General features: G+C 67.8%; 14 protein-coding genes. 9 read left to right on the top strand and 5 right to left on the bottom strand.

All coding sequences use genetic code 11. From position 1 onward, the window contains the following. Nucleotides 1–193 precede the first annotated feature (193 nt). The 5 genes from J2126_RS09890 to nifH form a co-directional block, all read right to left on the bottom strand. Nucleotides 194–490, bottom strand: a complete 297-nt coding sequence (locus J2126_RS09890) for a ferredoxin family protein (RefSeq protein ID WP_209486277.1) — start codon at nt 488–490, stop codon at nt 194–196. 82 nt (nt 491–572) lie between these two features. Further along, on the bottom strand, nt 573–1,880 hold the full coding sequence (locus J2126_RS09885; protein WP_209486275.1) for an FAD-dependent monooxygenase: 1,308 nt from the start codon (nt 1,878–1,880) through the stop codon (nt 573–575). Nucleotides 1,881–1,903: 23 nt separating this feature from the next. After that, on the bottom strand, nt 1,904–3,013 hold the full coding sequence (locus J2126_RS09880) for an electron transfer flavoprotein subunit alpha/FixB family protein (protein ID WP_209486273.1): 1,110 nt from the start codon (nt 3,011–3,013) through the stop codon (nt 1,904–1,906). A gap of 60 nt (nt 3,014–3,073) precedes the next feature. After that, nucleotides 3,074–3,922 (bottom strand): electron transfer flavoprotein subunit beta/FixA family protein, encoded by an 849-nt coding sequence (locus J2126_RS09875; RefSeq protein WP_209486271.1) that lies wholly within the window; start codon nt 3,920–3,922, stop codon nt 3,074–3,076. Nucleotides 3,923–4,490: 568 nt separating this feature from the next. Continuing rightward, nucleotides 4,491–5,375, bottom strand: coding sequence for a nitrogenase iron protein (gene nifH / locus J2126_RS09870; protein WP_209486269.1), 885 nt, complete (start codon nt 5,373–5,375; stop codon nt 4,491–4,493). 494 nt (nt 5,376–5,869) lie between these two features. Here nifH and J2126_RS09865 point away from each other — a divergent pair, with 494 nt between their 5' ends. The 9 genes from J2126_RS09865 (at nt 5,870) to mdh (ending at nt 14,626) form a co-directional block, all read left to right on the top strand. Continuing rightward, nucleotides 5,870–6,304: a response regulator transcription factor gene (locus tag J2126_RS09865; protein ID WP_209486266.1), complete on the top strand. Its 435-nt coding sequence runs from the start codon at nt 5,870–5,872 to the stop codon at nt 6,302–6,304. A gap of 6 nt (nt 6,305–6,310) precedes the next feature. Next, a complete protein-coding gene (locus J2126_RS09860; RefSeq protein WP_209486264.1) occupies nt 6,311–6,748 on the top strand; it encodes an ArsC/Spx/MgsR family protein in 438 nt (145 codons plus the stop codon). 3 nt (nt 6,749–6,751) lie between these two features. Beyond that, nucleotides 6,752–8,413, top strand: a complete 1,662-nt coding sequence (locus J2126_RS09855) for a SagB/ThcOx family dehydrogenase (protein ID WP_209486262.1) — start codon at nt 6,752–6,754, stop codon at nt 8,411–8,413. Nucleotides 8,414–8,432: 19 nt separating this feature from the next. Continuing rightward, a complete protein-coding gene (locus tag J2126_RS09850; RefSeq protein ID WP_209486260.1) occupies nt 8,433–9,230 on the top strand; it encodes an ankyrin repeat domain-containing protein in 798 nt (265 codons plus the stop codon). 93 nt (nt 9,231–9,323) lie between these two features. Then, a complete protein-coding gene (gene modD / locus J2126_RS09845) occupies nt 9,324–10,166 on the top strand; it encodes a ModD protein (RefSeq protein WP_209486258.1) in 843 nt (280 codons plus the stop codon). A 355-nt stretch (nt 10,167–10,521) separates the two neighbouring features. Continuing rightward, on the top strand, nt 10,522–11,769 hold the full coding sequence (gene nifV / locus J2126_RS09840) for a homocitrate synthase (RefSeq protein ID WP_209486256.1): 1,248 nt from the start codon (nt 10,522–10,524) through the stop codon (nt 11,767–11,769). A gap of 3 nt (nt 11,770–11,772) precedes the next feature. Beyond that, entirely contained in the window at nt 11,773–12,552 is a 780-nt protein-coding gene (gene cysE / locus J2126_RS09835) for a serine O-acetyltransferase (RefSeq protein ID WP_209486254.1), read from the top strand. A 39-nt stretch (nt 12,553–12,591) separates the two neighbouring features. Then, the gene (gene nifW, locus J2126_RS09830; RefSeq protein ID WP_209486252.1) at nt 12,592–12,933 is read left to right on the top strand and encodes a nitrogenase stabilizing/protective protein NifW; all 342 of its coding nucleotides are present in this window, start codon (nt 12,592–12,594) and stop codon (nt 12,931–12,933) included. A 727-nt stretch (nt 12,934–13,660) separates the two neighbouring features. Further along, on the top strand, nt 13,661–14,626 hold the full coding sequence (mdh, locus tag J2126_RS09825) for a malate dehydrogenase (RefSeq protein WP_209486250.1): 966 nt from the start codon (nt 13,661–13,663) through the stop codon (nt 14,624–14,626). Nucleotides 14,627–14,671: the final 45 nt, after the last annotated feature.

Genomic DNA, 14,671 nt, shown 5'->3' with positions numbered 1-14,671 from the left:
TAGGGGGGAAGGCGATCTGATGCCAGATGGCGGAGCGGAAGCCGTCAGACATGAAGCCCTGAGATTGGCTCAGCGCCTCAGATCAAGCCCGCGCGGCGCCTGAGCGTCGCCCTCTCCGCCTCGGACGAAGGCCGAGGCGGACGGCATGACGAACTCCCGATCGCTATTTCGCTACCGTTGAAGGCGTGGAGGTTCAGCCGAACTTGAACAGTACGCCGTAGCCGCCGCGCGGATAGTTCCACTCGATGTCGCCGGAAGGCTCGCCGATGATGCGGCAGGTGCCACATTCCACGCAGCCGTCGGCCGTGATCTCGACCTGCCCCTTGTCGTTCAACTCATAGCAGCGGGCCGGGCAGGCCGTGAGCAGGGTGCGCAGGGCGGGGGAAGGCGTGGTGTGTGCCTTCACCTTGATGTGCGAGCGCCCGGAATCCACCAGGTAGCGGTTCTGGAAAAGCTTGTCCTCGACGCGGACGGCGGTGTCGGTGGCCATGTGAAAGTCTCCCGGAAATCGGGCGGTGGGGTAGGCCCGCCGCGCAAGGTGGGAAAAGGGGATGCGCTGAGCTGAAAATCTCTCAGCGCCAGGCGCGGGCAAGTTTGAAGGCGTCGCCGAAAAGGCCCGCCCACGACCGCGCGGAGGTGAAGGACTTCACCGTCATCTTCTCCTTCTCCTTCTTCGGCGTGCCGTCGACACGCACGAAGTTCTGCATGGCCTTGTTGACCAGCTGGGGGTAGGTGAGGAAGAAGTTCTGCGACTGGATGTGCAGAAGCTGCGGCATGTCCTTGTACTTCTTGAGGTCTTTTATCACGAAACTGTCGTCGAGCATCTTCTTGTAGAGCGAGAGGTTCGCCGCGGTCATCTTGTCCTTGCGGGACTTGACCTGGAAGATGGCCTCGCCGGCGATGCGGCCGGAGGTCATGGCGAGGTTCGAGCCCTCGCGATGGATGGCGTTGTTGAGCTGGGCGGCATCGCCCACCACCACCCAGCCCTCGCCATAGAGCTGCGGGATGGACTTGAACCCGCCCTCGGGGATGAGGTGGGCGGCGTATTCCTTCACCTCGGAGCCTTCCAGCAGCGGCGCGATGGACGGGTGGCGCTTGAACTTCTCAAGCAGCGTGTACGGCGACTCGCCGCTCTTCTGGAAATCCGACACGAGGCAGCCGATGCCCACCGACACGCATTCGCGGTTGGTGTAGAGGAAGCCCATGCCGGTCATGCCTTCCGAGATGGTCCCGGCGGCCTCGATGACGGCGCCCTCGTTGCCCTTCACGTTGAAGCGCTGTTCGATGACTTCCTGCGGCAGGAAGTGCATCTCCTTCACCGCCAGCGCCACCTCGGTGGGCTTGGGGATCTTGCGCAGGCCGGCGCGGGCGCCGAGCAGGCCGGTGACACCTTCCGCCAGCACCACCACGTCCGCATGGATCTGGCCGCCGCCGCGATCGGTCTTCACGCCGATCACCTTGCCATAGGCGTCCTGCACCAGCTCCGTCACCGTGGTCTCGCACACGACCAGGGCACCGGCCTCGCGCACCTTGGAGGAGAACCACTTGTCGAACTGGGCGCGGATGATGGTGTAGCGGTTCGGCTTCTCCTCGTTGAAGTCGTCGGACCGGTAATGCAGGCCGGTGTGGGAGGTCTCGCCCATCATCCAGAAGCGCTGCTCGATCAGGTGACGCTCCAGCGGCGCATCCTCCCGGAAGTCCGGGATGATCTTCTCCATCATCTCGGCGTAGAGGATGGCGCCCTGCACATTCTTGGAGCCGGAATATTCGCCGCGCTCCAGCTGCAGCACCTTCAGGCCGCGGGAGGCCATGGTGTAGGCGGCGGCATTGCCGGCCATGCCGGCGCCGACGACAATCGCATCGAACCTTTCGTCGATCATCGGACTGTTCCTTTCGCTGGCTGTCAGCTGGCGAGCTTGTCGCTGGAGTGGGCCGAGAGGCGCTTGGCGAAGGCTTCCGTCAGGGCCGGGAGGAGGCGGATGGCGTCGGTGACGATGCCCACATGGGCGAAGTCGAAGATCGGCGCGTTCTTGTCGGTGTTGATGGCGACGATCAGGTCGGCGCCCTCGACGCCCACCCGGTGCTGGATGGCGCCCGAGATGCCGGCGGCGATGTAGAGCCGCGGACGGATCGTCTTGCCGGTCTGGCCGATCTGGCGGTCGGAGGAGACCCAACCCTTCTGCACCAGCGGGCGCGAGCAGCCATATTCGGCGCCCATGGCCATGGCGAGGTTGCGCACGAGCTGGAAATTCTCCGGCGAGCCGAGGCCTATGCCGCCGGCCACCACCACGTCCGCATAGGCGAGGTTCGCCTTGTTGGAATCGCGGTCGGGGATGAAATTCAGGATCTTGGTGACGATGTCGGCCTCGACCACGCCGAGCTTGTGCTCGATGACCCGGCCGATGGGCTTCTCCACGCGGATCGGCATGGGCATCACGCGCGGGCGAACCGTCGCCATCTGCGGGCGATAGTTCAGCGTGTAGATGGTGCAGAGCAGGGAGCCGCCGAAGGTCGGACGGGTGGCGGCAAGCGAGCCGTCGGCGTCCACGTCCAGCTCGGTGGAATCGGCGGTGAGGCCGGTAAGAAGGGTGGTCGCCACGGCGCCGGCGAGGTCGCGGCCGAGGGTGGTCGCGCCCAGCAGCAGGATCTCGGGCTTGTAGGTGTTCACAAGGTCGGTCATCGCGGCCGTGTAGGCCTCGTTGCGATAGTCCGTGAGCACCGGGTCGGCCACCACATAGGCGAGGTCGGCGCCGTAGCAGAAGGATTCGGCCACCGCGCCGCGCACGGTCTCGCCCTCGGCGCCGACCACCACGGCCGCGAGCTCCACGCCCAGCTTGTCCGCGAGCTTGCGGCCCGCGCCCATGAGCTCCCAGGACACGGGATGAACCTGGCCGCGCTCCTGCTCGATGAACACCCAGACGTGCTTGTAGGCCTTGAAGTGTTCCGGCAGCTCTTTCTTGGTGGACGCGCGTCCACCGGCGGCGGGGGCTTTGGGGGTGGTTGGCTCGCTCATGATGGTCGGCTCTTCGATCTCGGAGTCACATGGGGCGCGCGGGCTCTGCGGCGAGGGCCGTCAGAAGCCGCGCGCCAGCGCGGTCAGGTCGGCTTCAAGGCCGGGCTGGCGGGAGAAGATCTCGGCGATCAGCGCGTCGGGGAGGCTGCCCCCCTCGCCGGCCTCGATGAACTTGGCCTTCTCGGAACGCGCGCTCGGCGCGAACACGCGCTTGACGATGGTGGGCGAGCCCTTGAGGCCGCACATGTTGAGGTCGGTCACGCCGGCGTCCTTGGCGTTCCACTTCACGACCTCGGCGCGGGCGGCGCGCAGGGCGTCCACCATGGTCCCGCGGCGCATCTCGTTGGTGGCTTCCAGCATGGCGACGAGGCAGGGCAGCTTCGACTTCAGCACCTGCGTGCCGCCCTCGGCGCGCCGCTCCAGGGTGATGGTGCGCTCGGCGGGATCGAACTCGGCGATCTTCGCCACATAGGTGATCTGCATGAGGCCAAGGCGCTTGGCGATGCCGGGGCCGACCTGGGCGGTGTCGCCATCGATGGTCTGCTTGCCGGTGAACACGAGGTCCGGCACGCCCCAGGTCTGGCCGATCTTGGTGATGGCGGTGGCGAGGGCGAAGCTGGTGGCGAGCGTGTCGGAGCCGGCGAAGAAGCGGTCGGTCAGGAGCACGGCGCGGTCGGCGCCGAAGGTCAGCGCCTTGCGCAGGGAATCTTCCGCGGAGGGCGGGCCCATGGTGAGGACCGTGACCTCGCCGCCGAACTTGTCGCGCAGCCGCAGCGCCTCTTCCAGCGCGAACAGGTCATAGGGGTTGATGATCGTCGGCACGCCCTGCCGCATGATCGTGTTGGTGACGGGATGGACGCGGATCTGCGCCGAATCCGGAACCTGTTTGATGCAGACGACGATGTGCATGAATTTGCTCCGAGCCAAACCCGACGGCTCCTGAGCAATGACTGGCAAACGGCGTGCCAAGCCGGACTCAACTGTGAATCGCTCGCATTTTCAGCGATTTGTCCTGCCGTTCATCGAATTGTCGGATATCGACAATGCATGAATACATGGGGAGGGCCCATGTCCGTGTCGGGAAGGTGACAGACGGAGGCCGCGGGGCGTCGGGGCGGCGATGTCGGATTGCGCGCAGGGCGCGAACGTCGGGAACGTGACGCGCGCGATCAGCGAGGATGTGCCAGAGAAGAAACGAACGGGGGCGTGGCGCGGACGGGGCCAAGTCGTCACCCGATGCGGGGAAGGCCGGTATTGCAAAGCAGATCTTGCCGAGGCGCTCTTGCAACGAGGCGCTCTTGCAAAAGGTCCCCCGCCTTGCGGCGAGGGACCGGGACCTTGAATAATCTTCAGCGTACGGTGTGTGAAAAGGCGTATTCGCAAAGGTCACGCCCAGCCCCGGTGAAATATACGCGGCGAGCCGCGGGGACGGACGTTGGGTGGACGGGCCGGCGGTTGCCGGCCCGTCGATCCGGGTTCAGCCGACGGCGAGCTCGGCGGCGGTCTTGCCGACGATGCTCTCGTCCACGGCCTTCATGATGCCGTGCTCCATGAGCAGGTCTTCGAGCTCGTCCATGGTGATCGGGGTCGGGATGATGCCGTTGCCCGAGTTGCCATGCACCTTGGTCGCGAGGTTGCGGTAGTGCTGGGCCTGCGCGGAATCGGGCGCATACTCGATCACCGTCATGCGGCGCAGCTCGGCGTGCTGCACGATGTTGTCGCGCGGAACGAAGTAGATCAGCGTGGTGCCGAGCTTCTTCGCCAGCGACTCCGCCAGCTCATATTCCTTGTCGGTCTGGCGCTCGTTGCACACCAGGCCGCCCAGGCGCACGCCGCCGGAGTTCGCATACTTCAGGATGCCCTTGGAGATGTTGTTGGCCGCATACATGGCCATCATCTCGCCGGACATGACGATGTAGATTTCCTGCGCCTTGTTCTCGCGGATCGGCATCGCGAAACCGCCGCACACCACGTCGCCCAGCACGTCGTAGGACACGTAGTCGATGTCCTCGTAGGCGCCGTTCTCCTCAAGGAAGTTGATCGAGGTGATCACGCCGCGGCCGGCGCAGCCGACGCCCGGCTCCGGACCACCGGACTCCACGCAGCGGATGTCCTTGTAGCCGACCTTCATCACGTCCTCGAGCTCGAGGTCTTCCACCGAGCCCGCGTTGGCGGCCAGCGAAAGGATGGTGTCCTGCGCCTTGGCATGCAGGATCAGGCGGGTCGAATCCGCCTTCGGGTCGCAACCCACGATGAGGATGCGCTGACCAAGCTCGGTCAGGGCCGCAAGGGTGTTCTGGGACGTGGTGGACTTGCCGATGCCACCCTTGCCGTAAAACGCGATCTGTCGCAGCGAAGCCATCTTGCTCTCCTTCGAACCTACTTAGGAAGACCACCGCGCGAATTGGCGCGAGGCCGTTTCTCTCGTCAGCAATATCGATCGGAAACGCCCCGCGGGTTACGGGAAGGAGCGCATCGCTGGCAGCCGGCCTAGGCGTGCACTCAGCCCTCACTCGCTGTTGCGCCATGGCAGGAGCAACCAGCGTGCCACTCGCCGCGAGACCGCGCAGGTCTTTGATCTCAATCAAATTCCGGCTGCAATCGGCGTCTGTCTTCGCCTTTCGGATGCTGTGCCGAACCCGACAGGTGAAGGAAGAGTGTCGGGATTGGAACACATCCTGTCCGCTCCCCGCGCCGATGCTGCGGCGATGCCGCCGAATACTGACGTTGCCGGCGAGGAACGGAACTTGCTTGACGCTCAAAACGTCCCGCCCGCGCGCGGGCCGCCCGGCTTCGGGCGCGCGTTTGGCGGGACGCCCGTGGCATGATGAACGGAAGTAATGAGCGAGGCGACAGATGCAGATCGGCGTTGAGACTTCCAAGGCGGTGGACCAGCGGCGTGTCTTCGTGGTGGACGAGGACGAGATCACGCGCGCGGCGCTGCAATTCATGCTGCACGACGAGATCGAGACCCACGAGCTCGCCACCCCCGAGGAGGCCTATGAGAAGGGGCAGGGCTGGCTGGTGCCGCATGTGATCCTGCTCGGCGTCGGGCTTCTGAAGGCCCGCGGCGATGCGCTGATCGGCGAGTTGAAAGGGAAGTTTCCCGGCGTGCGCATCCTCATCGTCACCGACAAGTCGGAAGAGGCGGTGGCGGTGAGCGGGCTCAAGGCCGGTGCCCATGGCGCGGTGGTCAAGCCGCTGACGCTGGAGAGCGTGCGCAAGAAGGTGGATACGGTGCTCGGTCGTGACGGCGGCGCGCAGCTCGTGCAGCTTTCCGTATTGAAGTAGTACGCCGTGGCCCATGTCACCTTCTGGGAGAAGCCGGGCTGCGGCACCAACGCCCGGCAGAAGCTCGCCCTCGCCAATGCCGGCCACACGCTGGACGTCCGCAGTCTCCTGACCGAGCCGTGGACGGCCGAGCGGCTGAAGGATTTCTTTGGCGCGACGCCGGTCGCCAGCTGGTTCAATCCCGCCGCGCCGAAGGTGAAATCGGGCGCGGTGAAGCCGGATGCGGTGGAAGCGGAGGCCGCCATCGCGCTGATGCTGGCCGAGCCCCTGCTCATCCGTCGCCCGCTGGTGGAGGTGGACGGCGCCCGCTGCGCCGGCTTCGACCGCGAGCCGGTGACCTCCCTGCTGGGGCCGGCCGTGCCGGGCGCGCGCCCGCTTGAGGGCTGCTCCCATCCCGGCGTGGCCCATCCCTGTCCGGACCCCGGCGAACGGAAAGCGTCCTGAACCATGAACGCGCTGCTGCCCCCCCTGCGTCCCTCCGAGGCGGCGCTGGCCTACCACGCCCGCACCAAGCACAGTCTGAAGGGCTACGCCGCCGGCCCCGAGACGCTGGATTGGGACACGCAGCCCAACCCGTTCCGGGACTATGAGGGCGCCCCGCGCACCGCTCTGCCGCTGGCGGCCGAGGCGCTCGGCGTCTCCTTTCCGCAAATGGTGTCGGGCGGCGTGGCGCCCGCGCCCGTGGACCTTGCCGGCGTCGCCTTGCTGCTGGAACTCTCCTTCGGCCTGGCGGCCTGGAAGCAGCTTGGCCCGGACCGCTGGGCGCTGCGCTGCAATCCCTCCAGCGGCAATCTGCACCCCACCGAGGCCTATGTGATCGCCGGCGGCATCGCCGGTCTGGCGGACGGCGTGCACCATTATGTCAGCCGCGACCATGTGCTGGAGCACCGCTTCGCGCCGCCGGGGCCGGACGTGGTGGCGGTGGCGAGCGCATCGGGCTTCGCCATCGAGAACCGGTTCGGCCCGGCCGGCGGGGCGCCGTCGCTCTTTCTCGCGCTGTCGTCCATCCATTGGCGGGAGGCCTGGAAATATGGCGAGCGCGCCTTCCGCTATTGCCAGCTCGATCTCGGCCACGCCTTGGCGGGGGTGCGCTATGCCGCCGCCTGCCTCGGCTGGACGGTGCATCTGGTGGAGGCCACCAGCGCCGATATCGCCCGTCGCGTCGGCCTCGAACGGGACGGCGATTTCGCCGGGGCGGAGCGGGAGGATCCCGACATCCTGATCGCGCTGGCTCCGGCTGGCGGCGACCTGCCCGCCCTTCCGCCGGTGGCGTTCGGCGGGCGCTGGATGGGGCGGGCCAATGTGCTCGACCGGCATCCGCTCTATCGCTGGCCGGTGATCGACCAGGTGAGTCTCGCGACGCATCGCGCGCGCGCCGTTGCGGGTGACGCGGTGTCGGCTCCGGCCCTCCCTGCGCGCGCGGTGGTGGGAGACGCGCCGGCGGCTTCGGTCATCCTCGGCCGGCGCAGCGCCCAGCGTTTCACGGCCAAGGGCAGCGCGATGCCCCGCGAGGTCTTCCTCGGCCTCGTCGATGCGCTGCTGCCGCGTGATGGGGCCCCCTTCGATGCGTGGGGCTTCGAGGCCCGCGTCCACCCGCTGCTGTTCGTGCATCGGGTGGAAGGGCTCGCCCCCGGCCTCTACGCCCTGCCGCGCCGTGCGGGCGTGACCGCCGACCTCAAGGCCGCGCTGCGCTCCGATTTCACCTGGGAGACGCCCGAGGGCGTGCCGGAGCACCTACCGATCTACCGGCTGGTGGAAACCGACTGTCGCGGCATCGCCCGCACCGTGAGCTGCCATCAGGCCATCGCCAGCGACAGCTCCTTCGCCCTCGCCATGCTGGCGGAGTTCGAGCCGCTGGTGAGCGCGGATCCATGGCGCTACCGACAGCTCCATTGGGAGGCGGGCATGATCGGCCAGTCGCTCTATCTGGAAGCGGAGGCGGCGGGCTTCCGTGGCACCGGCATCGGCTGCTTCTTTGACGACGACCTGCACCAGCTGATGGGGCTCGAGGGCGCGGCCTTCCAGTCCATCTACCACTTCACCGTCGGGCGCGCCGCCGTCGACGACCGCATCACCACCGAGCCGGCCTATCCCGGCCGGGGCGCGTGAGCGGGACCGGGGGGATATCATGAGACAGCGCACGCCCTTCCGCCGCATCGGCGTGGACGAGGCGGTCGCCATCGTGGGCACGGGCCAGGCCTTGCTGCTCGATGTGCGCGACGCCAATGCCTACGCCGCCGGCCATGTGGCGGGCGCGCGGAACATGGCCTTCGGCAATCTCGGCGACATCATCGGCACGACGCCTAAGGCGCAGCCGGTGGTGATCTATTGCTATCACGGCAATGCCAGCCAGGAATACGCGCAGGCTTTGTCGGATTTCGGCTTTTCCGACGTGACGAGCGTGGACGGCGGCTATGAAGCCTGGTTCAACCACGCGCAGAGGCAAAAGCCCGCAGGCGCGCTCGACCCCGCGCTGTCCGCCTGGATCGCCAGCCGCGGCTATCCGCCGGATGGGCTCGACGCCACCGCCGAGAACGGCATGACGCCGCTGATGAAGGCGTGCGCCGAAGGGCTCGGCGAGACGGTGACCGCCCTGATCGCCGCCGGCGCCGCCCTCGACATCCGCAACGCGGACGGCAACACGGCGCTGTGGATCGCCTGCGTGGGCGATCATCTCGACATTATCGACGCGCTGGTGGATGCGGGCATCTCCATCGACAGCGCCAACGACAACGGCGCGACGGCGTTGATGTATGCGGCTTCTGCCGGCAAGGCCGGGGTGGTGGAGAAGCTGCTCGCGCGCGGTGCCGATCCGATGCCCGAGACGCTGGACGGCTTTTCGGCGCTGGACCTCGCCTCCACGGTCGAGTGCCTCACCCTGCTGCGGCGGGCGACCAAGGCGGCCAAAGAATCGGCTCAGGCGTGAGGCCCGATTGTCGCGTCGCGCTTTGTCCTGTGGACCGGGGTGCCGACGCGCGCTAAGCCTCCTGCTGTATCGGAATTGACGCAGGATGCGGGCATGACCTACCGCTGGTGGACGCAGGCCATGGTGGACGCCCTCCTCGCCGAGGATGCGCCTTATGGCGACCTGACGACCGAGAGCCTCGGCCTCGCCGGGCATGCCGCGCGCCTCTCCATGGCGGTGCGCGGCGACACCACGCTGTGCGGCGTGGAACTGGCGGCCGAGCTTTTTCGCGCCGCCGGGGCCTCGGCCAACCTTTTGGCGGCGAGTGGGGCGCGGGTGCCGAAGGGCGACACTTTCCTCCTCGCCGAGGGTGCGGCCGGTCCCATCTTCCGGGCCTGGAAGGTGGCGCAGACGCTGGTGGAATATCTCTCCGGCATCGCCACCCTCACCGCCGACATCGTGGCCGCCGCGCGTGCGGTTTCGCCCGAGGTGGCGGTGGTGACGACGCGCAAGACCCTGCCCGGCGCCAAGGCGCAGATGATCGCCGCCATCCGTGCCGGCGGCGCCTTTCCGCACCGGCTCGGCCTGTCGGAAACCCTCCTGCTCTTTCCCGAACACGCCGCCTTCCTCGCCGATCCTGCCGAGGGCATCGCGCAGCTGCGCCGGCAGGCGCCGGAGAAGAAGGTGGTGGTGGAGGTGAAGACGCTGGAGGAGGCGGAAGCCGTGCTTGCCGCGGGCCCGGACGTGCTCCAGTGCGAGAAGATGACGCCGGACGAGATCCGGCAGGTGGTGGCCGTCACCCTCGCGCGAGCGCCCGGCACCAAGGTGGCGGCGGCGGGCGGCGTCAACCTCTCCAACGCCGCCGCCTATGCCGCGGCCGGCGCCCATGTGCTGGTGACCTCCGCGCCCTATTGGGCCAAGCCCGCCGACGTGAAGGTGGTGATCGGCCCGGCCTGACGGGTCCGGGCCGGCAGCGTCTGCGCACGAATATTTGTCCGGGCATGTGAATTCGTCCGCCGCCGCCAAGAAATCGCCGGGTGAAACGCGGGGGTTACGTAGTTTTACGTATGTCCGATACCGACAAGACAGCTCGGCTCGTCGCTCTCGTCTGTCGCGATCCTGTCGAACCCCGGACAAGCTTGCCGGCTGTCGGCTTTGCGACAGGTGCCGTCTACGCGAAATTATCTGAATCCAGAGTGGCTTAGATGTCTGGCACGCGCTTTGCGTGACCCGTGTCGAACCGCTTCTGGCCCAGCGCACGGCTTCCGGGACCGGGCTGACGAAGAGGGCCACGGGACGTGAGGACGACACCATGCTCGCGAAGTCTCCATCGCTGACATCTGGGCGCTCCGGCCGGGCCTCGGCGGAGGCGCGGGGCGCGACGCCGGGGGGTGCGGCCGCCCGCACCGTCTTCCTGAACGACACGACGCTCCGCGACGGTGAGCAGGCGCCGGGCGTCGCCTTCACCCGCCGCGAGAAGATCGAGATCGCCGAGGCGCTCGCCGCCGCCGGCGTGCCGGAGATCGAGGCGGGCACCCCCGCCATGGGCGACGAGGAGATCGAGACGCTGCGATCCATCGTCTCCCTCAAGCTGCCGCTGCGTGTCGCCGCCTGGTGCCGGATGAGCGAGGAAGACCTGTTCGCGGCGGTCTCGGCGGGGGTCAGCTACGTCAACCTTTCCATTCCTACCTCCGACCGCCAGCTCCGGGGCAAGCTGAACCGCGACCGTGACTGGGCGCTGGCGGCCCTCAAGCATGTGGCGACGCTGGCCACCAAGCTCGGCTTCACCGTTGCCATCGGCTGCGAGGACGCTTCCCGGGCCGATCCCGATTTCCTGTGCCAGGTGGCCGAGGTGGCACGGGAGGCGGGCGCCTTCCGCCTGCGCCTCGCCGACACGCTGGGCGTGCTCGATCCCTTCTCCACCTACGCGCTGGTGCGCCGGGTGGCCAATGCCACGGATCTCGAGATCGAGTTCCACGCGCATGACGATCTCGGCCTTGCCACCGCCAACACGCTCGCTGCCGTCACCGGTGGCGCCCGTCATGCCAGCGTGACCGTGGTCGGGCTCGGCGAGCGGGCCGGCAATGCGGCGCTGGAGGAGGTGGCCATAGCGCTGCGCCAGACCGCCCGCGCCGAATGCGGCATCGATCCGCGCGCGCTGCGCCCGCTGGCCGAAAAGGTGCTGGCCGCGGCCGGCCGCGCCATGCCGCGCACCAAGGCCATCGTCGGCGAGGACGTGTTCACCCACGAGAGCGGCATCCATGTCGCCGGCCTGCTCAAGGATCGCGGCACCTACGAGGCGCTGAACCCGGAGTTGCTCGGCCGCTCCCACCGCGTGGTGCTGGGCAAGCATTCGGGTCTTGCCGCCGTGTCCAAGGCCCTCGCTGACGAGGGACTGGCGGTGGACGAGGCGCGCGGCCGCGCCATCCTCGCCCGGGTGCGCGACTTCTCGGTGCGCACCAAGGAGACGGTGACGCCCCAGGTGCTCCGCCGCCTGTACGAGGACAGCTTCACCGAGGAAGCGCTGAAGCGCCGCCACGCCGCCGTGATGGGAGCCTGACCCATGATCATGGGAAGCCCGAAGTGGCATGGTACCGAGGTTCCCCTCGCCGCAGTCGCTCCGTCGGACGCGCCGGCCGCCTCCTTCTCCGTCTGGCAGCTCATCCGCGAGGACGTGAACTGCGTGAAGGCGCGCGACCCGGCGGCGCGGCACACGCTTGAAATCGTGCTCACCTATCCCGGTGTCCACGCCATCATCTGGCATCGCCTCGCCAGCCGGCTGTGGCGGCGGGGGGTGAAGTTCCCGGCCCGCTTCCTGTCCTGGCTGGGGCGTTTCCTGACCAATGTGGACATCCACCCCGGCGCCACCATCGGCCGGCGCTTCTTCATCGATCACGGCGCCTGCGTGGTGATCGGCGAAACGGCCGAGGTCGGCGATGACGTCACCCTGTACCACGGCGTGACCCTGGGCGGCACATCCTGGACGGCGGGCAAGCGCCATCCCACCCTGCGCGACGGCGTGCTGGTGGGGGCCGGAGCGAAGATCCTCGGGCCGATCACGGTCGGGGCCGGTTGCCGGGTCGGCGCCAATTCGGTGGTGATCGAGGACGTTCCGCCCGCCATGACGGTGGTCGGCATTCCCGGCCGGGTGGTGAAGCCCACCTCCGACCGCCGCAAGCTCGGCGACGGCCGCATCGACCTCGAGCATCACCTCATGCCCGATCCGGTGGGCGAGGCCATCGTCTCCCTGCTGGACCGGATCGAGTTTCTCGAAGCCCGCCTCACGCATCTTCAGGGCGAGCGCCAGCGCGGCCGGCCGGCCAGCGCGGACGAGGCGGCCTGACAGCGCGGCCTTGAGCTGATCGACAGGAGAAAGAGCGACATGTCCATCATCGACAAGCTGAAGTCCCTGGGAAGCGCCGAGGAGTTCTTCGAGGTGCTGCAGGTCGAGTACCAGCCCGAGGTGCTTCAGGTGCTGCGCCTGCACATCCTGCGGCGCATGGGCCAGTACCTCGTCTCGGCCGAGTTCGACGGCATGAGCGAGGAGGAGATCTATTCCGCCGCCCAGACCATGCTGGGGCAGGCCTATGAAGACTTCATCAAGTCCAATCCCATGGCGGAGCGGGTGTTCAAGGTGCTGAAGGAGCACGATCCGACCCGCCCGGCGACCCCCGCTGCCAAGCCCGCCTTCGTCCAGCTCGGTTCGCTGAAGACCGGAAGCTGAGACCGTCTCGTCCCGCCCCTCCGCGCAGCCGCGCGGAGGGGTCCGGGGCCACCCTTCCGCCGGAGCACCCCGAAGGGCTCCGGCTGGCTGCCCTCTCCCTGCTTTTTGTTCTTTGATGATGATGTTGTTTCATTTTTTTCATCCGGCTGGTCGCTCGGCCGTGTGCGGGGAGAGGGCAGATTTTTTGAAGGACCGGCGCCCGCCGGCGCCGAGGCTCCCCGGTTAGGCGGGGGCAAGCTCGCGCCGTGCCCATGGAACAGCGTCGATGGCGATGAGGGCTGGGCGGGCCGTCCGGCCGGGCGTCCGTCAAGGGGCGCTGGGGCGCAGTATTTGGTATCCGAGCAATGATGGAAGCCGCGCAGGCCCCTCTCTAAGGGGCGTGGCGGCCCGCGCGCGTCTCGCCGCTTTCCAGATCGCACGATCTTCGGCCGACGGTCCGCAGCCGCGCCATCCGTCCGCCCGGTACCGCCGCGCCTGTGTCGGAAAGCTTGGCCTTGGCTCCGGTCGGGGGTATGCCTTTCCACCGCCCTGCGGGATGGTTTCCCGCATGGTGCAAATCAGCAAAAAATCGACGTAAAACGAACCGTTTTAGCGGCAAAATCCCGCTCGATGCCACTATTTGTGCAGTGCGGCCGGCTTGAACCCCCGGACGGATGGGAGTAGTCAAGCGCCGCGTTCCTGCGGCGGCTCGTCTCATGTGCCTCGCAGCAGTATCCGGGGACTAGGGATGGCCCGCAACAAGATCGCCCTCATCGGGGCCGGCCAGATCGGCGGCACGCTCGCCCTGCTGGCTGGACTGAAGGAGCTGGGCGACATCGTGCTGTTCGACGTCGCCGACGGCGTTCCCGACGGCAAGGCCCTGGACCTCGCCCAGCTCGCCCCGGTGGAGGGGTTCGACGCGGGCATCTGGGGCGCCTCCAGCTATGACGCCATCGCCGGTGCCGACGTGGTGATCGTCACCGCCGGCGTGCCGCGCAAGCCGGGCATGAGCCGCGACGACCTCCTCGCCATCAATCTCAAGGTGATGGAGCAGGTGGGCGCGGGCCTGCGCAAATACGCCCCTGACGCTTTCGTCATCTGCATCACCAATCCGCTCGACGCCATGGTCTGGGCGCTCCAGCGCACCAGCGGCCTGCCGCCGGAAAAGGTGGTGGGCATGGCGGGCGTGCTGGATTCCGCGCGCTTCCGCTTCTTCCTCGCCGAGGAGTTCGGCGTCTCGGTGGAGGATGTGACCGCCTTCGTCATGGGCGGGCACGGCGATACCATGGTGCCGCTGGTGCGCTATTCGGCGGTGGGCGGCATCCCGGTGCCGGACCTCATCCGCATGGGCTGGACCAGCGAGGAGCGCATCGCCGACATCGTGCAGCGCGTGCGCGACGGCGGGGCGGAGATCGTCAATCTGCTCAAGTCCGGCTCGGCCTTCTATGCGCCGGCCGCCGCCGCCATCGCCATGGCGGAGAGCTACCTGAAGGACAAGAAGCGCCTGCTCCCCGTCGCCGCGCGGCTCGATGGGGAATACGGGCTGAGGGATATTTATCTCGGCGTGCCGGCTGTCATCGGGGCGCGAGGTGTGGAGCGTATCGTGGAGGTCGAGCTCGACCGATCCGAGCGCGCCATGTTCGAAAGATCGGTCGCCGCAGTCGAAGGACTGGTGGAGGCCTGCCTGAAGATCGCACCCGGCCTCGGGAAGTGATCTCGCTCAATGACGGCGTGCCGCAAGGCGCGCCGTTTTCGTGCC

This window comes from Xanthobacter flavus, from assembly GCF_017875275.1.
Taxonomy (GTDB): domain Bacteria; phylum Pseudomonadota; class Alphaproteobacteria; order Rhizobiales; family Xanthobacteraceae; genus Xanthobacter; species Xanthobacter flavus_A.
The sequence above is the reverse complement of the archived record's forward strand: the minus strand, read 5'-3'. Positions and strand labels throughout refer to the sequence as shown.

Coding starts and splice junctions, on each gene's coding strand:
- mdh (WP_209486250.1), top strand. CDS start 13,661: ATGGCCCGCAACAAGATCGCCCTCATCGGGGCCGGCCAGATCGGCGGC.
- cysE (WP_209486254.1), top strand. CDS start 11,773: ATGATCATGGGAAGCCCGAAGTGGCATGGTACCGAGGTTCCCCTCGCC.
- J2126_RS09850 (WP_209486260.1), top strand. CDS start 8,433: ATGAGACAGCGCACGCCCTTCCGCCGCATCGGCGTGGACGAGGCGGTC.
- nifW (WP_209486252.1), top strand. CDS start 12,592: ATGTCCATCATCGACAAGCTGAAGTCCCTGGGAAGCGCCGAGGAGTTC.
- J2126_RS09885 (WP_209486275.1), bottom strand. CDS start 1,880: ATGATCGACGAAAGGTTCGATGCGATTGTCGTCGGCGCCGGCATGGCC.
- nifH (WP_209486269.1), bottom strand. CDS start 5,375: ATGGCTTCGCTGCGACAGATCGCGTTTTACGGCAAGGGTGGCATCGGC.
- J2126_RS09880 (WP_209486273.1), bottom strand. CDS start 3,013: ATGAGCGAGCCAACCACCCCCAAAGCCCCCGCCGCCGGTGGACGCGCG.
- J2126_RS09890 (WP_209486277.1), bottom strand. CDS start 490: ATGGCCACCGACACCGCCGTCCGCGTCGAGGACAAGCTTTTCCAGAAC.
- J2126_RS09855 (WP_209486262.1), top strand. CDS start 6,752: ATGAACGCGCTGCTGCCCCCCCTGCGTCCCTCCGAGGCGGCGCTGGCC.
- modD (WP_209486258.1), top strand. CDS start 9,324: ATGACCTACCGCTGGTGGACGCAGGCCATGGTGGACGCCCTCCTCGCC.
- nifV (WP_209486256.1), top strand. CDS start 10,522: ATGCTCGCGAAGTCTCCATCGCTGACATCTGGGCGCTCCGGCCGGGCC.
- J2126_RS09875 (WP_209486271.1), bottom strand. CDS start 3,922: ATGCACATCGTCGTCTGCATCAAACAGGTTCCGGATTCGGCGCAGATC.
- J2126_RS09865 (WP_209486266.1), top strand. CDS start 5,870: ATGCAGATCGGCGTTGAGACTTCCAAGGCGGTGGACCAGCGGCGTGTC.